Origin of the sequence: Paraburkholderia sp. BR14312, from assembly GCF_040948675.1 — a bacterium.
Classification (GTDB): Bacteria; Pseudomonadota; Gammaproteobacteria; order Burkholderiales; family Burkholderiaceae; genus Paraburkholderia; species Paraburkholderia nodosa_A.
In genome coordinates, this window is sequence record NZ_JBFPKI010000004.1 from 119,852 (window position 1) to 139,965 (window position 20,114).

A 20,114-nucleotide genomic window follows, 5' to 3' on the forward strand; every position below is an offset into this window, starting at 1 on the left:
TCTGCCCTGTCAGTGTTATCGATAGCTGGCGAGTTGCAGCTCGCCGGTTTCTTCAGCGCGGCGCTTTTGCGCCGCGAATTCCTTGCTCTGCGGGTAAAGCCCGTACCACTTCAGCTCGTCTGCGCTGTCGATCGTTTCGCCGTTTGAGACGCGTTGATCAAGGGCTGTCCAGCGGGAAAAGCGCTGTTCGGCCGTTTCGGGTATTTCGATGATCGTTGCAGTGGGCACCGCGATGGCTGGCTGCGGCTCTGGCATCACATCGACCGGTTGCACGTCCAATACGCGGGCATTCAACTCGGCGCGCGAAAACTCACGGAAACCTGGGATGGTCAGCACTTCTGGCGTCTCAACGCTCAACGCTGGCGCGCCACGTCGTTCGGCCTCGATCTCTTCGCGATGCACATCGAGCCGCTTCAGACGCGCGTCCGCACGCTTTTCGCGAGCCTGCTCGACATACGACATTGGGAAGTAGTGCCGTTCGTTCGCACCGAACTCTGCCTTGCAGATGAAGCGTCCATCCGGGTGGTGTACCCACACGTGTTTCGCGTCGTGAATGTCATACGCGACGTGCACCAACTCTTCGTGAAACTCTTCAAGCAAGCCGCTGAAGTAACGGTTGTTGAAGAGCTGGATTTCTCCCCGACGCACCGTACGTTCGATACGCGGCCGGAACACGCTCTGCGTTTCGGCGGCCGTCAGCTTGACCGGCTCCCATCCCTTCGCACGGAACGCCTCAAGCGCTTCATCCGGCGTCATGTGGCGGCGCTTGCCGTCGACCGGGTCGATGATCTTCGGCAAGGTGCTGTGCGGGCGCGCGTTGTATTTGTCCATCTGTTCCTGGCAGAACCGCATGAACAGGTCCCATCCCATCAGAGGCATCGCTCCGCCTTTCCTGATCGCGGTGCGGGTTATCTTGAAATGGGCCAGCTTCGCTTGCCGGTCCATCTCGCTTCCGATGAAGCTCGGCAATTCCTTAGCCGCACGAATCCAGAGGGACTGGTGAAGGCGTTCGATGACACCGCGCGCCTGCGAGTTGTACGGCAGCGAATGCGCGACCTCGAACCCGAGCAGGCCCTGCATGCCGGTCGCCTCGGCCTTGATCATCGCGTTGTCGTATCCGGAGCCGTGGTCGACGTAGAAAATCGCCAGCACGCCGTTGGTCGTTGACCCATTGGTCAGCGCGTCAAGCACCGCAAGACTGGACTCGGCCAGACCGATCGAGAAGCCGACCACCCGACGCGTCGCGATATCGACGATAGCGGTGATTTCAGGACGGAACGGCCGGCCGTGCAGTGGATGCTGGACCTCGGCGTCGAACGCATGACCGTCCGCACTCCAGACGTCGTTCGGCTGCAGCTGATCGAACGTGCGGCGGATAAACGGGCGGATACTTTTCAGCTCGCGCGGCCCCATACGACCAACCTCACGCGACACATTGCCGAGCTTGCCCAGAAAGCGTCGCACCTGGTGGACCGACGGGAAGTCCCACGCACGATCACGCATGCGATACGCGGCCTGAAATTGGCTGTAGGCATGCTCGACTGAAGGCTTCTGCGGCACCTGATAGAAGCCGAGGAACGCAGCGGCCCATTCCGGTACCGAGAACTCCGCGCGGGGTTTCTTTGGCGCGAGCGAGCCGGTTCTCGCGAGGCCGAGGTAGCGCTTGAGCGTACGGATGCTCGGAAAGCCATCTCCTTTGCGGCCCCGTTCATCGCGAGCGGCTCTTAGCATCATGACAAGATGGTCATCGAGCCTGCCGGCCTTCGCTTGCGTGAGCAGCGTTGTCATCGCGGCTTCCCGTGACACATGGCATTGCGCCATCAATCGGTCGATGGTCGTCAGAATGCCCTTGCGAGCTGATGCGCGTAAGCGCTGAACATCCGTTTCGACCAATTCGAGCTGTTCTTGGCCGCCGACGGGCGGATCTCTGGTTTCGTCCGGCCGGCTAATCGTAGTGCGCAAAACACTTGCCTTAATCGCAGTCAGAACGCCGGTAGGTGGCGAGTATTCTCGACGGATGCCGCCCACACATGTCGTCTCAATGAATGGCCATGCTTCGCGCTCGGCTTTCGCGATAAGTTTTCCCTTCGACGTTGGAAGGCCGGGAATCTTCAACGAGAGCAGCTCGCTCGCGCTGTAGCGAGATTTGATTGCGTTCATCGAGAGGCCCGCTTGATTCGATGCATGAGCTGTCCGAGCAGCTTCTCGTCCATTTGGCCTTCGATGGACCTTTGCTTTGCTCTGATGTGGCGATCCAACACGGCCATCGCTCCGAATTCGGCGCAGAGTGCCTCGTCAGCAGTGAGGACCTTGCGGCCGAATTGATGTGCGATCTGTTCCAGCGGGCTAAAGTCGTCACACACGCTCATGATTGCCATGAGCGCATCAACTGGTACTCGGCGCTCCGCTTGGCTTGGAGCGGCCCAGAGGTCGAGATGCGCCTTGCTCACGGGGCGTGCAAGCGTTTCGCTGATACGGTCTGCGATACGGTTGCGCGACAGCCCCGACGCGGTAGCTTTCTCCATTACCTCAACGAGGCCTTGTCGGATGACCGCGTCAAACAAGTTCTCTCCACCGACTGCGACCGTCCCTGTCGGAGTGTCGATCGCGAAAACGTCGAAGTTCAGTGCCATCTGCGTACCTTCCGACTTCTTTTGCGGCTTGACAGAAGTGTGCTTTCTCACGAAATGCCTTTGTTACAGTTTGAGAAGGTTAAGAAGTGTCCCGGTGGGCTAGAATCCGCCCAGAAAACTATGCGGTTCGCTTAACACTCAGAGTCGGCCCGAGGCCGATATACTTTTGTTTGTAGCGGGGCCGAATGCGGCGACCCTCTGTCGTCCAGCGATCTGGCCAGAGGACATGAGGCGGCAGCTTTAGGAACTCGGCGATAGCAATTTCGCCGGAAAGCACCGGGCGGCAAAGAGCGTTTCGGACGTTTGACTCTGGGATGCCGTAGGCGCGGGCCAAGCCGGACATGGTTTCGCCGGCTTTCTCGATCAAAGCCTTGATGTCCGCTTTGTGCAGGCCAAGGTTTGGAACTGCGTTGTCGACATCCGGTTTAGGTAGGACGACGCGTTTAGAGCACTGCATGGTTGACTCCAGAAAGACCGGTCGAGAACCGGTTTTTAAATAGGGTGCTAGTCCCATACGTCAGGTCTAACGGAGTCTAAGCGTTCCGAAGTGTGCCGTCAAGAGTGTATCCATGTGGGAATACTTTGGATTCCAGCTATAGAGCGAGCTTTGAGCGGAAGATTTAATGCAAGCTACTGATAAAAAAGAAGAATTTGAGAGTGTTTCGCCTTCGGAAAAGTGTGCCGATGGCGGGAACACTTTCCAAGGAGCAAGTGTGCCGACACGGGAACTCTTATCTGCAAGTCAAATCGCGACGCTGCGCCTGCCAGGATTACCCGCAACGAAGGCTCGCATAATCGAGCGTGCAACGAGTGAGGGCTGGTATTTCGAAGAGCGGAAAGGCGTCGGCGGAACCCGGCGCATGTATCAAGTGCCGGAGGAGTATTTCGACCAGGAGTCAGGGCGCCCCGTGAGTAAACGCCCCGTCGTCCTTAATGAAATTGCCAGTCAGAAGGTTCGGCGGCTACTTCGGAAGACTGATATGGGAGATGCAGAAATTGTTGAGGCGATCGCGCTGGGCGTGAAAAACTGGATTAGAAACAACCGCTTAGAAGTCAGCGACGAGCGGGAGGCCGCCCTGATCGCGTTGCTATTCAGTTACTTTCGAGAGGAAGGGGGGCTGTCCCGGGAGAAGCTCGAAGACATGCTGCGCAAAGTCGGGTAAGCCATGCAGCTCGCATAACATGGTCAGACAGTGTCAAATGACACGTCCTAACACTTTGTTGACACTTATCTATCCGTCATTATCTTTATGACTGACGCCTATGGAATTCGTCAGATGAATACACCGACGGAATATAAGACCAGATGCATAAGCTACGCGCCCGGAGAAAAGTTCACTACGACACCTTGATGAGCCTTATTGAAGAGGTGTTGCCGAAGCTGGAGACCACGAGTGACGCCGCCTGGCCCAAGGTCGTTACAGGCTTCGAACGCCCGGCCGCCAATTCGGCGCATAGCGAAAGAGTAGCGCCGTGCAGGATGCCGCCGTACGGGTGCCCATTCCTGCGCAAAGCCGTGACATAAAGTGTGCGAAAAGCGCTCGCAAACTGCTCGATAGTGCAAAATCGAGGCGCTGCTGGCTGTGCGCGCGGCGGGGCATAACTCCCTGTATCTATTGGAGTTCCGCCGCCGCTTGGCATTTCTGGTTCTGTGACAAATCGAGCACTACCCCACAAGGGCGCGGGAAGGTCTGAGATAATGCCCGCTGATCGTGTGGGGGCAGTATGGGAAGACCAAAGAACGCCGATCGCGACGACCCGCGATTCGTGGCGGGCGCGAATTACGATCTGGATAACTGGCTCGAATTCGACTTCGCTGAATACTTCGACGCCGTGAACGAAGGGCGCTTGCCGCTCGGCACGTCCGAAGAACATACGCATATGGTCCTGCGGTGCTTCGCGATCTATGGCGAGAATTCGCCCGCCTATGTCATTGAAGAAGTGCGGCGGAAGATCGAAGACGTGCTCAGCGGTTGGTCGTGGCGCTTTGCCTTCCCGCTGCCGTGGCTGCCCGGTCCGAAGCTCAAGGAAATCCTGACGCCTTCGGCATTCGAACAGGCGCACCTCGACGTGGCCGTGAGACGGCTGATGATCGCCGACCCGACGCTGACCGTTAGCGCGGCGCGCGAACGCGTCAGCGTCGAAACCGGCAAAGACATTCGCACCATCGAAAGGGCGCAGCAAAGGATGCGCAACGGTATCGAGCATAGGCGCGACGACGACCTCGATAATCCCGATGACTAAGGGTTTTCCCTAGACGGTGGAAAACGGCGAGTTTTTCGCCGTTACGCAACACGATCAGATTTCACACACTGCGGTCATTCCCGGCACTCGCCGGGTCTTTCCTGAAAGGATCGAAAAATGACTGCTCATCAATTGCCCCCCGACCGTGGTTACGTCGCGTTGGACGGTCGCGGCGAACGCCTGATCCGCTTGCCGGAAGTGAAGAAGCGCACGGGAAAGGGAACGACGACCGTCTATCGCGATATGGCGAACGGCACGTTCCCGAAGCCCGTGCCGATTGGCGGCGGTCGCGTCGCGTGGATCGAATCGCAAATCGACGCGTGGATCGACGCGCGCATCGAAGCCGCAACGGCTTAAGGGGCGCGTCATGGCGATCACTCACCCGATGCAGGACGAACGCGTGAAGGTCATTGACGGTCAGCACGCGGGTCGTCAATGCAAGGTCGTTCGCGTGCTGATGGACCACGGCGCGCACGGCTTCGCCGAAGTCGAATTCGACAAGCCGAAGGGCGCGAAGGGCAAACCCGACCGTGATCTTGTGCCGCTGCCGTATCTCGACCGCGCGGGGGTGACGCATGAATGACCGCGCGCCCTCGCAACTGACGGAAGAAGAACTCGCCGCGATCCGCGCCGAAATCGCGGCCGACTCGCCCGTCGTCGGCGCTGCGATCAACAAGAAGATCGGCGACCTTGAAGCGCAGCGTCGCGCGATTCAGGCGAAGGGCGAACCGGCTAACCCTGATAAGACGAAGGGCGCCCGCGCCAAGTTTAAAAAACGTGGCCGCCTGTTGAACGCTGCCGGTAACGTGAAGCGCTCGATGATGGACCAATTGCTCGACGTGCTCGACGCCGATCCGGCTTTGTGTGATCTGGTGCGCGTGAACGAAATGAACGGCCGCATTGTGATCTGCGGCAAACGTCCGTGGGGCGAGTCGCCTTCGCTCTATTGGACCGACACCGACACGACGAACCTTCGCGCCTATATCGGGCGCCGCTTCAATATGTCGGCGTCGAAAGAAGCCGCGTCGGATGCGATTCATGCGCACGCCGAGCGTCATCGCTTTCACCCGCTGCGCGACTGGCTCGACGCGCTCGTGTGGGATGGCGTGCCGCGTCTCGATTCGTGGTTGGTTCGTTACTGCTACGCCACCGACACGCCGTTCGTGCGCGAAGTGTCACGCCGCTTTCTGATCTCGGCAGTCGCGCGCCCGCTCAAACCCGGTTGTCAGGTCGATCACATGCTCGTGCTCGAAGGTGAGCAAGGCTGCGGCAAGAGCACGACTGTCCGCGTGCTCGGCGGCGAATGGTATTCCGACGCAATGCCGAATGTCGAAGACTCCCGTCACGTCGGCGAAGCGACGGCGAACGTATGGTTTCAGGAAATCGCCGAGGGCTTGTCAATGCGCAAGCACGAAGCCGACGCGATGAAGGCTTATCTGACCCGCACCGAAGACGTTTTTCGCCCCGCCTATGCCCGCGAAACGGTCGTGAAACGCCGCGAATTCGTCTGCGTGGCGACGGTCAACCGTGACGGCGAAGGCACGTATCTCAAAGACGAAACGGGCGGTCGCCGATTCTGGCCCGTGGGAGTTGGCAAGTGCGACACCGACGCGCTCGCTGCCGACCGTGCGCAACTGTTCGCCGAAGCTGTCGTGGCGTTCCGCGCGGGCGATCACTGGCACATCAAAGACCCTAACCTTCTCGGCGTCGCAGCGTCGGAAGTCACGGGCCGCACGGTAAAAAACCCGTGGATCGAGCACGTCGCGACGTACCTTGAACTGAATCCGAAGACTGGCGACGTGAAGGGCGGCGACATTTTCTGGAGCGTCACCGGCCGTAAGCATACCTCGAAAGACACGACCGACATGCGCCATATCGCTAACGTGCTGAAGTCGTTCGGTTATGTCCTGAAGACGTTAACGGCGGGCAACGTCTGGCGACTGCCGACCGCTGAAACGATGGACCCCGATGGACCCTGACGTCGTGGGGTAGGGTCCACCTCTCAAACCCATGACTGGCAAGGCTTATCGCGATTGATGGACCCTGATGGACCCAAAGCTCCATAGAAACTTACGGAGATAGAGGATACGTGCGCGTGTGGGTGCTATACGGAAAATGACCCCCAAGGGTCCATGCCCCACACCGACATGCACAACTTGCGGGAAGTTGCGGGAACGTTTGGCATAACGAAAAACTATGGACCTTACTACCCCAAAACATGGAAGGTCCATCGCCGCAAATGACGCGTTTTTTGAATGGGAAGTTGACATGCTCGAAGCACTCGCAACGCCGGAGAACATGCACATGGGCGAACGTGTGAACCGTGAAGATCTGCGCCACATGCCCGCGGTTGACGCCGAGGCCCGCGAGCTCGCGCGCCAGATCCGCGAGGATCATCACGGCTTCGTGTATGGCGACATGTGGGCGCGTGAGCGCTTCGTTGAACTGCTGATCGGCCGCGCGCCCGACTGCTTCCGGCAACGTGAGAAGCGCGGCGCCCTGATCTTTACCGTGAGGCGCGAAGGCGCCTATCGAATCCTCGACCTGTACGAAGTCGCGGCCGATCGTCTCGGCATCCGCTGGAAATAGTCCCTGCGGGACCGGTACATGCCGGTACATGGCGGAACATGGCGGGACCAAATCGGGCACGAGATCGGCGACCCTAAAGGTGACCGGCCCGCAACCCGCGGGCCGCCTCACCGATCGACAAGGGGCCGACATGCACACTTCCGAAATTGCGCGCGCCGTGGCCGCGCTCGTGCGCTGCAAGGGCGACAAGACGACTGCGGTTAAAGTCGCCGTTGCGCAATGGGGCGAACAGTCGAAGGCCGCGGCGTTGCTGCGCCAGGCGATCGATACGGGTTCAATCGGCGACGAAGCCTCATTCGCCGAGCTTATCGCCGCCGTGCCGTCGCGCTCGATCATCCGCGCCGTTGACACAATCTCGCCGTTTCGCGCCGCGCGGCCGGGCATGCCCGTGTTAGTCACGAGCACGCCTCCCGAGGCGACATGGCGCGCCGAGGCGCAACCGATCGATGTTGCGAGCGCCGAATTCGAGATCGTGCGACTGGGCGCCGATCACTCGATCGCCGGAATCATCCTTTTCACGCGCGAGGCCGCGTCCGAGCTCGGCGAGCGCTTCGTGCGCCAGATCGCGAACGACATTGGTGCCTCGATCAATTCGGCCGAAGGCCGCGCCATGTTCGATGTCACGAACGCGGGAAGCGCGAGTATGCCCGCCTCGATCCTGTACGGCGCCCCCACGATCGCGAGCACGGGCTCGACCGGCGAGGCCCTGCGCGCGGACATTAGCGCACTGCTCGACGCCTACGGCGGCGACCTGTCGCGCTCTGTATGGGTCTGCTCTCCGAGCACGGCCGCGCGCCTTTCCATGCTCGGCGATGGTCTGCAAGGCGCCGACGTGCATGTGAACGGCGGTTATCTCGCGGGCATGCCGCTATGCGCAGCGTCAGGCGTGCCGAATGACGTGCTCGCACTGATCGATCCGAGCGGCATCGTGCTGTACGACGGTGGCGGACAGGTGAGCGTTGCCGATCAAACACTGGTTCACGTCGCGGCCGAACAGGGCGACCCCGAGGCCATTAGCCTGTGGCAAAAAAATCTCGCCGCCACGCGGTTCGTACGCGCACTCGACTGGCAAGCCGGGCGCACTGGCGTCGCCGCTGCAATCACGGGCATCTCGTGGAGCTCGACAACGCGCACCGCGCCCAAGGTGAAGTAACACCCGTTTTAAGAAGGGAGATCGACATGCACAACGAACTGACCTTGCCCGCGCTGCAACGCCGCATCGATATGCGCGGTTACATGGAACGCATGAGCCGCTTCGAGCTCGATGTGTTGCGCGCCGTCACGAGCGGCGACCGCTTCGGAACGTCGCCCGAAGTGTTCGCGATCGCGAGCGTGATCATGGGCACGCCCGGTTGCGATCGAGGGTTGAACGTTGCGAACGTTGCGATTGACGAGAACGATAGCGGCGCCGTGTTCATGGTGCTCGTGTCGTTGAAAGACGGCGGCGCCCGCGCCCTGTGCGTGCATAACCCCGCCGTGCCCGCATAGGGGCGCAACCCACGAGGGGATACCTCATGTGTGAATCCGTCTATCAACTCGGTTGTGGGTGCGCGCAGTCGGCCGAGGCGTTCGCCGCCGATCGCGCGTTGCAGGACCGTATGAACGAGCTCGAATGGCAAGTGCTCGACATTCTCAGGGGCATTACCGAAGGCGTTACGCCGCTTGCGCGCCACTTCGCCGATATGTTGCTGGCTGACCCCCGGACCGATCGCGGCAAGGCCGTAGCAGACGTTCTCGCGACCGAGCGCTCGATCTATTTCTGGCTGCGCGACGGTGACGAGCTCGGCGAGCAACACGAGCTCGTGCTCCCTCACGCCGCCGAGCTCAAGCTCGCGGCGTGAGGGAGCCGGGACGTGCACCGGGGGGAGTCTTTCAAAAAAAAAAGCGATCGCTGGACACCGCCCGCCCAGGTTTATATCCATCGAAGTGTATTTTCGGCCGGGACACCCGGACCAGACCATGAGCTCAACCCGTCATGACAACGTGGTGACCCTTCGAGCGGCGAGGGCAATACCGCCCCCTTCACGCTGGCCCGAGCGAAAGAAGCGCCTCTTTCGCGCGATCACGGGCGCGTTCGCCCTGGACTACTTCAAGGCGTCCGACAGGCCCGTGTTAATCGCCTATTGCGAAGCGCTCGACCTGCACGAGCTCGCCAGTGCACAACTCGACGCCGAGGGCGCCGTACTCACCGATCGCACCGGCCGCAAGTATGCGAACCCGGCCGCTGCGATCGTGAGTCAGGCCGCCGCGCGCATCGCGTCACTGGGCGGGAAGCTGCGCATTCACCCGGCGAGCCGCATGCGATCGTCTGACGCCTACGTTGCCGCCAAGCGCGCGCCGTCGGCGATCCGGCCACCGTGGGAATACCGCGACCGCGACGAAGAAGCCGAAGAAGCCGCGCAAGCGGAGCGCTACTTCGACGGCCCGCCCGTTAAGCCGCGCCCCGTGCCGAAGAAGCCGTCAACCCGCCGCACGAAGAAGGAGAACGACAAGTGACTACCGAATACCGCTGCACCCGTGCCGAATGGCTCGCCGGTTCTGCTGACGCCCGCCGCCGTGAGTACACGAAGGCCGACAAGATCTGCGCGCTGGCGTCGATCATCATCAAGTCTGCCGATGACGACCGCCGCGAGCTCGCGGGCATTGCGAGCACGCCGCAAACCGATCGGGCGGGCGATATTCTCGACCCGATGGGTTGCGAGTTTCGAACGCCGCTACCGTTGTTAATGCAGCATTCTCACGAACAGGTTATTGGCAGTGTCGTGTTGGGCAGCAAGACCTCCGAGGGCGTGAAGTTCCGCGCGCGCATCGCGAACCCCGAGACGCCGCCTTCGCTTGTCGATCGCTGCGAATCCGCATGGGAGAGCGTCAGGACCGGCATGCTTACGACCGTGAGCGTTGGATTTAGACCGATTAGTTGGGAGCCGATCGAGGGCGCCCGCGGAGGCGTGAAGTTCACGCGTTGGGAATGGCTCGAATTGTCGATCGTGGCCGTGCCGTGCAATAGCGACGCGATCATCACTTCAGTCGGCGACAAGGCTCGCGCCGCGGGCTCGATCGTTGAACTGTCCGAAGCCGAGCTCGAAGTCGAAGCCTTTCTCGAAGGCGTTCGAGCGAAGCGTGGCCGTGTTGCCCGCACGTATGGGCGTGTGGTCAAGCTCGACACGCCGATCAAGCGCTCGCGAGTCGTGACGCTCTAGAACTGAGCCTAACGCTGACGTCTCACGTACGGTCTTGAAAATACTCCTCGTAGTCCAAGATAAGGTTGATCGCATAGCCTACTTGTCTTTTTGAAACTCCGATTTTTTTGGCTATTTCTTCACTTATCTTGGGCCTCCAAGGGCGGGGGCCCAAAAGCTTGTAAATCTCATGCAAAGTATCATTACTTAGCTTTGTCCTGTGTCCACGGCTTATGACATCCCGGCTCATCAGGCGAAGTTTATTTTCGTACTCCGCTTTCTTTATTAGCTCAATATACTTGCCAACAAAAGATCGCCCGCCACTGAGAACCATACCAAGTTCATTGCCGGAGTCGCTCTTGTTCTTTAATATATCCGAAAGACGGCAGCGCATTTTATTCGTTTCTATTTCGAACGTAGGTTCGAAGAGTGCGCGTGCGTCTGAAGTTATTTTACCTATGCGGAGGCGAACTTGATAGTGTCGGGATGATTCGTCTAGGAAGTTACTTCTGTTTACTCGCTTATAAACGGATCGACGCAGAAAACCATGAAAATCTTCAAGTAGACCAAAGCATTTGAGCAAGTACTTCTCGTCAACGCCAATGGTTACGTGTGGATATCCGTGCTTCATCCTGTACATTTCATCTGTGTGTCCAAGCGCATGAACTAGGAGATGGCGTCGCTCAAAAATCTCATCAATTACATCAATCGACTCGAATTTCTTGAGGCTGATTTCAAATTTCTTCTCATAATAATCGATGATGTCAGGAAATCTTCTTCCGTTTAGATTGCGAGACTCATCCTTTATGATCTTTGCCCACAGTTGATCTAAATCTGAGAACGTGGATAGCAGATCTGAACTCAACTCAATTTTCTTTCCGCGGAGTGTGGTTTTGTCCGATAGAAAAATTGTGGTCGCACTATCAACGAATAGTACCTCAAGCGCCGAAACAAGCCTCACGAATATCGTTTCCCGAAGGTACGATCCATATTGAGCGCGAATGAAAGATTTCGCGTCAAGGTAGTGAGGAACATTCATCTGCGGGCTATATTTCCCAGGAAATATATCATTCTCCCGCTCGCTTTCGGGGAGACTCTTTATGTGTGCGCCTAAGAGTTGCTGCCCTTTGAGGGAGATGAAGTAAAGTTGCTTCAGACTAAATAACTCAGCAATAAACCCGGTTACGGCCATTTGGAGTCGTCGTGTGAACCTGAGAAGACGAAAGGCTAACACACATCCCTTGGTGCAACCTGAGCGAAGGGCATCGCCCGACTCTAGCTGGTATTGCCCATTCTCGACGGAAATCTGCGAAGAACTTTTTTATTTCGCCTCGGGAGCAGGAGCACGACGGATATTCCGGCTAGGTGTTGCCTCATAAAAACCGACGCTAGGCCGGATTTCCTTCATGCTGCGTGCGTGTCTAGTATCGTCACGTCGTCAGCGTCGCGCCGCAACAGCAATTCGAGCCGGTCGCCTAGCAAGCGCCACGCTTCGCGTTGTTCGTCGGCGTAGTCGTATCGCTGATACGTGCGTTTAACCCTGTTTTGCTCGCGATGGTTCAGACACGCGTCAATGACGACCGGCAAGACACCGCACTTCTGCATGAGCGTTGCCGCCGTACGCCGCAAGTCATGCGGCGACCACGATTCCTCAGCGTCGGGCACGAGAATAAGCGCGTTCGCGAACTTGACCGAACGCTTGGCGTGCGCGGGGCGGTGGAAAAACTTTAGTTGACGGTCGCCGACCTGTTTCGAAATCGACTTCAGGTCAACGTGTGTTTCAGTGCCGTCGCGCTTGCGGGCGGGCAATAGCCATTCGTCGGAATCGGAAAGCTCCAACATGCGGCACATATGATACGCGGCGAAGTCGGACAAGTAGACCGTGTGTGCGTCGCTGTTCTTCGAATTGCCGCTTGGAATAGTCCATGTGCGCGCGTCAAGGTCGATATGTGACTTCTTCGCCCGGATGACTTCGCCGACGCGCACGGCGGTTCCCATAATCAGCAAAATCGCGTGTTGCGTCGTGTCTTTCAAGTTCGCGTTTTTCAGGGCGACGGGCAGGGCGCGAAGCTCGCGGTCGGAAAGCACACGGTCGCTTTCTTCTTCCGCGCCTCCGACCTTCTTCTTCGTGATCGACGCAAGCACGTTCACGGTGAGAATTTCGCGGTCAACGCACCAGTTCAACATCTGCTTCAGGTCGCCCAGGCATCGGTTCGCAAGCCGGTTCGCGCCGCGGGCAATGATCCCGTCAAGAACTGCCATAAGATCGGCGCGCTTCACGTCTTCGATTGCCTTCGTGCCAACTGCAGGAAAAATGTCTTTTTCGAACGCGCGCCGGGTTTCCGCTCCCTTGTCCTTTCGTTTGAAAAGGGCGGCGCGCTCCCACTCGCCAAAGCGCATTTCGAAGGTCGGACGGTTCAGCACCGCTTCGGCTTTCTCGATCCGCGTGACGATCTCGATCTGACGCTCGACCTTCGCCGCCTTCTTCGCTTCGAGCGGGTCAACGCCTGAATCAAGCTGCACACGCGCCGCGTCGCGCGCCGCCCGGATAGATGGCATTGAATCGCGGGGCCACACGCCACACGTCAGGTCGCGGGGTTTCCCGCTGACTTTGTATCGGAAACTCCAGGCGATCGTGACGACGCCCGCCTTCGACGCGCGCACCTTGCCCATAAGTCCGCCCGGTTCCCACATTGTTTTACCCGCGTCGTCCGGCTTAAGCGCCTTCAGTTCTAGGGTCGTCATCTTCGCTGCTGTCGTCATGATCTGGTCCCGCTCGAAAAATCACCCACACCATCACCCACACCTTTTCGAAAGATTGGTCGAGAACATCCGGGAGGACGTGGAAAGAGAATGGCGAAATAAGCCAATGATTATACGACGTTTTTTTCACTGATCGGCAAGGTTCGGGAAGATGCGGAAAACAGCACTTAACTAAATGGGGTGCAGGTGGTCGGAGGTTCAAATCCTCTCGCCCCGACCAGAAATAGAGCCCGCGTAGTCGAAAGATTGCGCGGGCTTTGTCTTTTGTGCGCCGCGAAGAAAACGAGAAGCACAGCACACGAACGAGACCGCAAGATCCGGCTGTTAATTTTTCTCACATATCGGTGAGAATCCTTCGTTATACGGCGGGTGCCGCTCGCCTTACGATACGCATACCTTCGCGCCGGTGATTCGTGCAATCGCGCGCCCGCGCGCAACCCTGTGCTCACTCAGCGCCACCTCACATGAACCCGATCGAACTCGCGCAACTGGTCCTCCTCGCCGCCCTGTGGGGCGGGTCGTTTCTGTTCATCCGCGTCGGCGTGACCGACTTCGGCGTCGCGCCGCTGATGGCGTTGCGCGTCGGCATCGGCGCGCTGTTCCTGCTGCTCGTGCTGTTTTCGCGCCGCCCCGCGCGCGAGGCGCTCGGCACGCTGCGCGAACGCGCGTGGCCGCTTTTCATTGTCGGCATCCTCAATTCGGCCGCGCCGTTCTGCCTCTTCGCGTGGGCCGAACTCACGCTCTCCGCGGGCGTCACGTCCGTGATCAACGCGACCACGCCGCTGTGGGGCGCGGTCGTCGCGTATGTGTGGCTCAAGGATCGTTTGAGTGGCCTGCGCGTGGTCGGGCTCGCGATCGGCTTCGCGGGCGTGCTCGCACTGGTGTGGGATCAGGTCGTGACGCACGCCGGCGACGGCGCATCATCCACCAGCGCCGCGCTTGCCGCCTTCGCGGCGCTCGTTGCTGCGGCGCTGTATGGCGTTGCCGCGAGCTACACGAAGCGCCATCTCACGGGCGTCGATCCGCTCACGGTCGCCGCCGGGACGATGACGGGCGCGACGCTCGTGCTCGCGCCGTTCGCCGTGGCAAGCTGGCCGGCTACTCCCATCTCGCTGCATGCATGGGGCGCGGTGCTCTGCCTTGGCGTGGCGTGCACGGGCATCGCGTATCTGTTGTTCTTCCGCCTGATCGCAGCGGTGGGCCCGGCGCGCGCGATCACGGTGACGTTCGTGATCCCGATTTTCGGCATTCTGTGGGGCGCGCTCTTTCTCGGCGAGCGCGTGTCGATGGGCATGGTCGAGGCGTGCGCGGCGATTCTCGTGGGCACCGCGCTTGCCACCGGCTTCGTGAAGCGCTTGCCGGGATTCACCGCGCGCCGCAGCGGCGCCGGCGCGGAACGCTAGCAGCGTAGGGCGCGCCACGCACTGCCTTGCGCGCCGGTTCAACGTAATCGCGTGACGCTCACCGTCGCGCGATTTGCATTCTGAAGTTCGCTCAAGCCGCCGCGCGAGGCACGGCTTTCACTTCCTTCTCCCGATCGCTGCGGCCACCGCGCCCGATCGGCAACGTCGCGACGATCACCGCCCCCAGCACGAGCAGCACCGCGGAATAGATGAGCCCCGCGGCATAGCTGTGCGTCGCGTCCTTGAGCCAGCCGACCACGAGCGGATTCGCCGCCGAGCTGATATTGCCGATCGCATTAATCACGGCGATACCCACTGCGCGCGCCTGCGGCGTGAACGCCTGATCGGGCGTGGTCCAGAAGATCGACATCGCCGTGTACGACCCCGCCGATGCGAGGCACACGCCAAGCAACTGCACGAGCGGCGCGCCGCCTTGCGCCGTCAGCACGCAGCCGAGCCCGGAAAGCAGCATGGGCGCGGCGAGGTGCCATTTGCGTTCCTGACAGCGGTCCGAGCGGCGCCCCCACACGATCATCGCGACGATGGTGACGATCTGCGGAATCGTCGCGACGAGGCCCACGGTGACGTTGCTCGCACCGGCGCTGAAGCCCTTCACGATCAGCGGTGCCCATACTGCGACCATCGCGAGCGTATTGACGAGGCAGAAGTACGCCGCCGCGAAGCGCAGGACCACGGGCGAGCGCAGTTGCTGCCAGAGGCTGCGCTCGCTCGCTGCTTGCGCCGTAGGCGCAGCGAGGGCGTCGGCCGGTTCGGCGAGCGCGGCTTCGAGCGTGCGTTTTTCTTGCGCGCTGAGCCAGCGCGCGGCGCGCGGCGTGTCGTCAAGATAAAAGAACGCCACGCAGCCGAGCAGTGCGGCCGGCATGCCTTCGAGCACGAACAGCCATTGCCAGCCGGCGAGTCCCGCATGGCCGTCGAGTTTGAGGATGAAGCCCGAGACCGCGGAGCCGAGCGCGGCCGTCACGGGCATCGCGATCATGAAGAGCGCGTTGGCGCGGGCGCGCCACGCGCTCGGGAACCAGCAGGTGAGATAGAGCAGCATGCCGGGCAGAAAGCCTGCCTCGGTCACGCCAACCAGCATGCGCAGCCAGTAGAGCGTAGTGGCGTTGGTGGCGAACATCGTCGCGGTGGAGGCGAGGCCCCACGCAATCATGATGAAGCTGATCCAGCGGCGCGCACCGACGCGCGCGAGCATCAGATTGCCCGGAATGCCGCACGCGATATAGGCGACGTAGAAGAGGGTGGTGGCAAAGCCGAACTGCGTGCTCGACAGGCCGAGGTCCTTCATCATCGTCAGGCCTGCGAACCCGATGTTGATGCGGTCGAGGAACGAGACGACGAACAGCAGGAACAGGAAGCCGAGCAAATGGCGCGAGACCTTGCGCGTGACTTGTTCGATGGCGGCTGCGCAGTTTGACTGTGCCTGCGCGGACGTTTGCGGCACGCGCGAAGCATGCCCTTGCGGGATTGGGCTCATGTGTCTCCTCCTAAGCACCGGGACGTGAGCGTGGCAAGGGTTATGACGTTGTTGTTTGCCGCGGATCACAATTCACGCGGATTATGCGAGGCGCCTGCGCGCTGTCTGTCCTCAATTTGGGTACAGCTGCGCAGCGCATTCCGCGATGTACGGGAATACCCGGGTCCAGGCACCATGCCGGTTTTCCGCAGGGGATATCGGGACGACCAGCAAGTCTGAAAATCGTTATTCAGAGATCTGAATGCCCGGTAAATCAAAAACTCGTAATTGAGACGGATTCGTTAACGAGGTGAGTCCTATTTCGCAAATCCTTCCGTCAATAATCGATCAGCACAATTTATTCGCCTCAATAATCGAAACTGAAAGCTGGCAGTCAGTCATTGTGAAGCTACAGGGCCTTGCAGTGGGGCGATTTGTTGGCTCGCCAGCGAGCGTGTTCGATTTTTCGACGCTAAACTTCGCTCTCATATGTGCGCCAGTCATTAGTGAACATTGGGGCGTGATGCTATTTGTTCTGTCGAGGTGACAAGCGCGTAGTGCATTTCGTATGGGATTTGTGCGGGTGCCGAACCTGCGCGAATCGTGGTTGTGCCCGATGCATGGCGTCATGCTGAATCGATCGAATCGGGGAAAGCTATGAAAGTAAGAAGATTCGTCTGGCACGCTCATGCAGTGCGTTGGGCGCTCACCGCGCTGTGCGCCCTCGGCGCCGCCGGCGCGCAGGCGGACAACACGTTTGGCGTGCAGCTTGGAGCGGGCGTAGCGGACCACGACGTGAAAAAGCTCGACCTCGGCCTGGTGTGGGATCCGGGCCTGCAGTGGTGGCACATCGGCGGGTATCACTTCACGCTGGTTGGTGAAGCGCATGTCGCCTACTGGAAGCTGAATGCGCCGGACGCCGTTTACTCGCATATCTGGGAATACGGCGTGACGCCCGTTTTTCGCTTCATCAAGGACAGCGGCTGGTTCAAGCCCTTCATCGAGGCGGGCGTGGGCTTTCACTTTCTCTCGCACGTCCGGCAGACGCCCGATCGCGCGACGTCGACGTCCTTCCAGTTCGTCGACATGGTCGGTGTTGGTGCGCAGTTCGGCGAGCACGGCAACTATCAGGCCGGGTTCCGTTTCCAGCATTTGTCGAACGCGGATATCAAGGCGCCGAATCCCGGTACGAACTTCAGTCAGATCTACTTCCAGTACAACTTCTAGGGTGCCAGCGGGCATCCCGGCGTCTGTCAGGACGCGTGCTAGAATTTTTTTGCATGCCGCCTGTCGCGCGGCGCTCAATGACTGGATTTCCGACTGCATGGAGGTCCCATGCCCGCAGGCAGTCAACTCACGCTCTATACGAGCCGCAAGCACAAGAAGGGCCACAAGTCGGCGGTCGCGTGGATCATCGACGCCGCGCGTGCGCAGGGCGTCTTCGGTATCACCGTGCTGGAAGGCTACGAAGGCCTCGACGCCCACGGAAAGATGCACGCCGCCCACTTCTTCGATCTGGCCGACGAGCCCGCCGTGGTGCTGATCGTCGCCGACGAGCCCTCTATTGACGCGCTCCTCGTCACGCTCGAAGCGGGCGGCGTCGAACTCTTCTATACGCGCACGCCAATCGAGTACGGCCGCCTCGCCGGCGCTTGACCGGCACGGTCTTCACGCCGCCGCGCAGGCGCTTCGCCGCAGGTCCTCCCCGTCACGCGGGCGCTAGTCGATTCCCGCAACCCGTTACACTGTGGGTATTGGTGCGGTGCACCACGCATTGCGCCGCACGACCGGCATTTTCCATAGCGACACGCCGGAGTCGCAGACAAGGAGTGAGGACGAGGCATGGCAATCGAATCGGTAGGGATCGTGGGCGCAGGCACGATGGGCAACGGCATCGCCCAGGCCGTGGCGGTGGCGGGGCTCAAGGCGGTGATGATCGACGTCACCGATGCGGCGCTCGCCAAGGGCGTCGCCACGCTCACCCATAGCCTCGAGCGGCTCGTCTCGAAGGGCAAGCTCGAAGCCGGCGCGCGCGACGCCGCGCTCGCACGCATCGAAACGACCACCGACTATCAGCGCCTCGCGAGCGTCGATCTCGTAATCGAGGCGGCGACCGAGAACGCCGAGCTCAAGACGCGCATTCTCAAGCAGATCGAAGCGGCGGCCCGCCCCGACGCGATCGTCGCGTCGAACACCTCGTCGATCTCGATCACGGCCCTCGCGACCACGCTCGCCGACCCGTCGCGCTTCATCGGCATGCACTTCTTCAACCCGGTGCCGATGATGCCGCTCGTCGAGGTGATCCGCGGCCTGCAGACGCGCCCGGAGGTCGCCGAGTCGGTGCGCGAAATGGCGCTGCGCCTCGAGAAGACGCCGATCGCCGTGAAAAACGCGCCGGGCTTCGTGGTGAACCGCATTCTCGTGCCGATGATCAACGAAGCGTTCTTCGTGCTCGCGGAAGGCATTGCGAGCGCCGAGGAAATCGACGCCGGCATGAAGCTCGGCGCCAATCATCCGATCGGCCCGCTCGCGCTGGCGGACCTGATCGGCCTCGACGTGTGTCTTTCGGTGATGGACGTGTTTCTGAAGGACTTCGGCGACTCGAAGTATCGTGCGTGCCCGCTGCTGCGCGAGATGGTCGCGGCGGGCCGGCTCGGCCGCAAGACCGGCCGCGGCGTGTATCAGTACGACAAGGTGTCGTAAGGCCTCGCGCCCGGCTTCAGGCAAGCACGCTTACGCGGTATTGCGTGACCTGCCGATAGGTCTTGCCGGGCCGCAGCACCACTTCGTCACAGGCGGGCGCTTCCATGTTGATCTGGTTCGGGAAGCCGCCCGCTTCGAGGCACAGCCCCGCATAGCGCGCACACGTCGCGCCCCGGCGTCCCGGCTGTCCCTCCAGATAATTCCCCGTATAAAGCTGCAGGCCGCGCTGGTCGGTCGAGACGGCAAGCTCGCGTCCGCTGCCCGGCTCGTAGACGCGCGCCACCGGCCGCACCGGCCATCGCCCCGGCGCGGCGTGCAGCGTGCCTGCCGTGCTCTCGGGTGCGCGCAGCACGTAGCAGTGGTCGAAACCGCGTGCGCGCTCGAGCTGGGCGTTCGGCCAGTCGAGCCGCGCGCCGAGCGGCGCGCCATGGCGGAAGTCGAAGGCGCTGCCCGAGACGTCGGCGATGCGCGCGGGAATCAACTGCGGGTCGACTTCGAGGAAGGCGTCCGCGTCGATCGTCAGCACGTGGCCGCGAATGTCCGGGCTCGCCTCGCCGGAGAGGTTGAAATAGCCGTGGCTCGTGAGATTGAGCGGCGTAGGCGCATCGGTCACGCCCTCGTATTCGAGCGTCAGCGTGCCGTCGTCGTCGAGCGTGTAGCGCACCTGCACGCTCACGTTGCCCGGAAAGCCGCCGTCGCCTTCGGGTGAGTCGAGTCGCAGCACCAGCGAGCCCCGATCCTCTTCCACCTGCCACATCTGCCGATGAAAGCCGTTCGCGCCGCCGTGCAGCAGATTGCCGTTCTCGTTGCGATCGAGCGGATAGTCGATGCCGTCCAGCGTGAAATGCGCACCGGCGATGCGGTTGGCCCAGCGTCCCACCAGACCGCCCATGTACGTGGTGGCGGCGAGATAGTCCGCCGGCGTGTCGTGGCCGAGCAGGATATCCGCGAGGCGGCCGGCGCGATCGGGCGCGAGCCATGAGACGAGCGTGGCGCCGAGGTCGCTGACTGTCACCTTCATGCCCTGCGCGTTGCGCAGCGTGTAGAGCCGCACGGCGTCGCCGCCGGGCAGGGCGCCCCACGGTTCGGAAGTCAGATGGGCAGCAAGAGTGTTCATGAGGTGAAG

The 20,114-nt window shown here is 60.8% G+C and carries 22 protein-coding genes; 15 read left to right on the plus strand and 7 right to left on the minus strand.

What is annotated here, in order from left to right; all coding sequences use genetic code 11:
* Positions 1 to 15: 15 nt before the first annotated feature.
* From AB3X98_RS12660 to AB3X98_RS12670, 3 genes are all read right to left on the minus strand, one after another.
* Positions 16 to 2,160, minus strand: coding sequence for a Mu transposase C-terminal domain-containing protein (locus AB3X98_RS12660; protein WP_368605930.1), 2,145 nt, complete (start codon positions 2,158 to 2,160; stop codon positions 16 to 18).
* Positions 2,157 to 2,633 carry a hypothetical protein gene (locus AB3X98_RS12665; RefSeq protein WP_368610255.1) on the minus strand — a complete coding sequence of 159 codons (477 nt, stop codon included), beginning with the start codon at positions 2,631 to 2,633 and terminating at the stop codon, positions 2,157 to 2,159. The genes AB3X98_RS12660 and AB3X98_RS12665 overlap by 4 nt, the downstream gene beginning before the upstream one ends.
* A gap of 118 nt (positions 2,634 to 2,751) precedes the next feature.
* Positions 2,752 to 3,090, minus strand: coding sequence for a helix-turn-helix domain-containing protein (locus AB3X98_RS12670; RefSeq protein ID WP_368605932.1), 339 nt, complete (start codon positions 3,088 to 3,090; stop codon positions 2,752 to 2,754).
* 166 nt (positions 3,091 to 3,256) lie between these two features.
* On the opposite strand from AB3X98_RS12670, the gene AB3X98_RS12675 reads away from it, so the two are divergent.
* From AB3X98_RS12675 to AB3X98_RS12725, 11 genes are all read left to right on the plus strand, one after another.
* Positions 3,257 to 3,796 carry a DNA-binding protein gene (locus AB3X98_RS12675; protein WP_368605933.1) on the plus strand — a complete coding sequence of 180 codons (540 nt, stop codon included), beginning with the start codon at positions 3,257 to 3,259 and terminating at the stop codon, positions 3,794 to 3,796.
* Positions 3,797 to 4,358: 562 nt separating this feature from the next.
* Entirely contained in the window at positions 4,359 to 4,877 is a 519-nt protein-coding gene (locus AB3X98_RS12680; protein ID WP_368605934.1) for a hypothetical protein, read from the plus strand.
* Between the two features lie 117 nt (positions 4,878 to 4,994).
* Positions 4,995 to 5,234: a helix-turn-helix transcriptional regulator gene (locus tag AB3X98_RS12685; RefSeq protein ID WP_368605935.1), complete on the plus strand. Its 240-nt coding sequence runs from the start codon at positions 4,995 to 4,997 to the stop codon at positions 5,232 to 5,234.
* 10 nt (positions 5,235 to 5,244) lie between these two features.
* A complete protein-coding gene (locus tag AB3X98_RS12690) occupies positions 5,245 to 5,460 on the plus strand; it encodes a KOW motif-containing protein (RefSeq protein ID WP_368605936.1) in 216 nt (71 codons plus the stop codon).
* Positions 5,453 to 6,856, plus strand: a complete 1,404-nt coding sequence (locus AB3X98_RS12695; protein WP_368605937.1) for a VapE domain-containing protein — start codon at positions 5,453 to 5,455, stop codon at positions 6,854 to 6,856. Before AB3X98_RS12690 ends, AB3X98_RS12695 begins: the two co-directional genes overlap by 8 nt.
* 289 nt (positions 6,857 to 7,145) lie before the next feature.
* Entirely contained in the window at positions 7,146 to 7,466 is a 321-nt protein-coding gene (locus tag AB3X98_RS12700; RefSeq protein WP_368605938.1) for a hypothetical protein, read from the plus strand.
* 130 nt (positions 7,467 to 7,596) lie between these two features.
* Entirely contained in the window at positions 7,597 to 8,619 is a 1,023-nt protein-coding gene (locus AB3X98_RS12705; RefSeq protein ID WP_368605939.1) for a phage major capsid protein, read from the plus strand.
* Between the two features lie 26 nt (positions 8,620 to 8,645).
* The gene (locus tag AB3X98_RS12710; protein ID WP_368605940.1) at positions 8,646 to 8,954 is read left to right on the plus strand and encodes a hypothetical protein; all 309 of its coding nucleotides are present in this window, start codon (positions 8,646 to 8,648) and stop codon (positions 8,952 to 8,954) included.
* Between the two features lie 110 nt (positions 8,955 to 9,064).
* Entirely contained in the window at positions 9,065 to 9,307 is a 243-nt protein-coding gene (locus AB3X98_RS12715) for a hypothetical protein (protein WP_368605941.1), read from the plus strand.
* Between the two features lie 118 nt (positions 9,308 to 9,425).
* Positions 9,426 to 9,962 (plus strand): phage terminase small subunit P27 family, encoded by a 537-nt coding sequence (locus AB3X98_RS12720; protein WP_368605942.1) that lies wholly within the window; start codon positions 9,426 to 9,428, stop codon positions 9,960 to 9,962.
* Entirely contained in the window at positions 9,959 to 10,666 is a 708-nt protein-coding gene (locus AB3X98_RS12725) for an HK97 family phage prohead protease (RefSeq protein ID WP_368605943.1), read from the plus strand. The genes AB3X98_RS12720 and AB3X98_RS12725 overlap by 4 nt, the downstream gene beginning before the upstream one ends.
* A 22-nt stretch (positions 10,667 to 10,688) precedes the next feature.
* Here the strand turns inward: AB3X98_RS12725 and AB3X98_RS12730 are convergent, their stop codons facing one another.
* Positions 10,689 to 11,837: a hypothetical protein gene (locus AB3X98_RS12730; protein WP_368605944.1), complete on the minus strand. Its 1,149-nt coding sequence runs from the start codon at positions 11,835 to 11,837 to the stop codon at positions 10,689 to 10,691.
* 212 nt (positions 11,838 to 12,049) lie between these two features.
* Positions 12,050 to 13,408, minus strand: coding sequence for a tyrosine-type recombinase/integrase (locus AB3X98_RS12735; protein WP_368605945.1), 1,359 nt, complete (start codon positions 13,406 to 13,408; stop codon positions 12,050 to 12,052).
* 464 nt (positions 13,409 to 13,872) lie between these two features.
* On the opposite strand from AB3X98_RS12735, the gene AB3X98_RS12740 reads away from it, so the two are divergent.
* On the plus strand, positions 13,873 to 14,811 hold the full coding sequence (locus tag AB3X98_RS12740; protein ID WP_368605946.1) for a DMT family transporter: 939 nt from the start codon (positions 13,873 to 13,875) through the stop codon (positions 14,809 to 14,811).
* Positions 14,812 to 14,902: 91 nt separating this feature from the next.
* Here AB3X98_RS12740 and AB3X98_RS12745 read toward each other — a convergent pair whose 3' ends face one another.
* A complete protein-coding gene (locus AB3X98_RS12745; RefSeq protein ID WP_368605947.1) occupies positions 14,903 to 16,306 on the minus strand; it encodes an MFS transporter in 1,404 nt (467 codons plus the stop codon).
* 636 nt (positions 16,307 to 16,942) lie between these two features.
* Between AB3X98_RS12745 and AB3X98_RS12750 the strand changes: the two genes are divergently transcribed.
* From AB3X98_RS12750 to AB3X98_RS12760, 3 genes are all read left to right on the plus strand, one after another.
* The gene (locus AB3X98_RS12750) at positions 16,943 to 17,512 is read left to right on the plus strand and encodes an acyloxyacyl hydrolase (RefSeq protein WP_069268184.1); all 570 of its coding nucleotides are present in this window, start codon (positions 16,943 to 16,945) and stop codon (positions 17,510 to 17,512) included.
* Positions 17,513 to 17,620: 108 nt separating this feature from the next.
* Positions 17,621 to 17,941: a DUF190 domain-containing protein gene (locus AB3X98_RS12755; RefSeq protein WP_069268183.1), complete on the plus strand. Its 321-nt coding sequence runs from the start codon at positions 17,621 to 17,623 to the stop codon at positions 17,939 to 17,941.
* Positions 17,942 to 18,127: 186 nt separating this feature from the next.
* Positions 18,128 to 18,988, plus strand: a complete 861-nt coding sequence (locus AB3X98_RS12760; RefSeq protein ID WP_368605948.1) for a 3-hydroxybutyryl-CoA dehydrogenase — start codon at positions 18,128 to 18,130, stop codon at positions 18,986 to 18,988.
* A gap of 16 nt (positions 18,989 to 19,004) precedes the next feature.
* Here AB3X98_RS12760 and AB3X98_RS12765 read toward each other — a convergent pair whose 3' ends face one another.
* A complete protein-coding gene (locus AB3X98_RS12765) occupies positions 19,005 to 20,105 on the minus strand; it encodes an aldose epimerase family protein (RefSeq protein ID WP_368605949.1) in 1,101 nt (366 codons plus the stop codon).
* Between the last annotated feature and the right edge of the window lie 9 nt (positions 20,106 to 20,114).

Coding starts and splice junctions, on each gene's coding strand:
- AB3X98_RS12665 (WP_368610255.1), bottom strand. CDS start 2,633: ATGGCACTGAACTTCGACGTTTTCGCGATCGACACTCCGACAGGGACG.
- AB3X98_RS12720 (WP_368605942.1), top strand. CDS start 9,426: ATGAGCTCAACCCGTCATGACAACGTGGTGACCCTTCGAGCGGCGAGG.
- AB3X98_RS12700 (WP_368605938.1), top strand. CDS start 7,146: ATGCTCGAAGCACTCGCAACGCCGGAGAACATGCACATGGGCGAACGT.
- AB3X98_RS12730 (WP_368605944.1), bottom strand. CDS start 11,837: ATGGCCGTAACCGGGTTTATTGCTGAGTTATTTAGTCTGAAGCAACTT.
- AB3X98_RS12750 (WP_069268184.1), top strand. CDS start 16,943: ATGAAAGTAAGAAGATTCGTCTGGCACGCTCATGCAGTGCGTTGGGCG.
- AB3X98_RS12675 (WP_368605933.1), top strand. CDS start 3,257: ATGCAAGCTACTGATAAAAAAGAAGAATTTGAGAGTGTTTCGCCTTCG.
- AB3X98_RS12690 (WP_368605936.1), top strand. CDS start 5,245: ATGGCGATCACTCACCCGATGCAGGACGAACGCGTGAAGGTCATTGAC.
- AB3X98_RS12735 (WP_368605945.1), bottom strand. CDS start 13,408: ATGACGACAGCAGCGAAGATGACGACCCTAGAACTGAAGGCGCTTAAG.
- AB3X98_RS12755 (WP_069268183.1), top strand. CDS start 17,621: ATGCCCGCAGGCAGTCAACTCACGCTCTATACGAGCCGCAAGCACAAG.
- AB3X98_RS12765 (WP_368605949.1), bottom strand. CDS start 20,105: ATGAACACTCTTGCTGCCCATCTGACTTCCGAACCGTGGGGCGCCCTG.
- AB3X98_RS12705 (WP_368605939.1), top strand. CDS start 7,597: ATGCACACTTCCGAAATTGCGCGCGCCGTGGCCGCGCTCGTGCGCTGC.
- AB3X98_RS12715 (WP_368605941.1), top strand. CDS start 9,065: ATGAACGAGCTCGAATGGCAAGTGCTCGACATTCTCAGGGGCATTACC.
- AB3X98_RS12745 (WP_368605947.1), bottom strand. CDS start 16,306: ATGAGCCCAATCCCGCAAGGGCATGCTTCGCGCGTGCCGCAAACGTCC.
- AB3X98_RS12670 (WP_368605932.1), bottom strand. CDS start 3,090: ATGCAGTGCTCTAAACGCGTCGTCCTACCTAAACCGGATGTCGACAAC.
- AB3X98_RS12760 (WP_368605948.1), top strand. CDS start 18,128: ATGGCAATCGAATCGGTAGGGATCGTGGGCGCAGGCACGATGGGCAAC.
- AB3X98_RS12660 (WP_368605930.1), bottom strand. CDS start 2,160: ATGAACGCAATCAAATCTCGCTACAGCGCGAGCGAGCTGCTCTCGTTG.
- AB3X98_RS12695 (WP_368605937.1), top strand. CDS start 5,453: ATGAATGACCGCGCGCCCTCGCAACTGACGGAAGAAGAACTCGCCGCG.
- AB3X98_RS12740 (WP_368605946.1), top strand. CDS start 13,873: ATGAACCCGATCGAACTCGCGCAACTGGTCCTCCTCGCCGCCCTGTGG.
- AB3X98_RS12685 (WP_368605935.1), top strand. CDS start 4,995: ATGACTGCTCATCAATTGCCCCCCGACCGTGGTTACGTCGCGTTGGAC.
- AB3X98_RS12680 (WP_368605934.1), top strand. CDS start 4,359: ATGGGAAGACCAAAGAACGCCGATCGCGACGACCCGCGATTCGTGGCG.
- AB3X98_RS12710 (WP_368605940.1), top strand. CDS start 8,646: ATGCACAACGAACTGACCTTGCCCGCGCTGCAACGCCGCATCGATATG.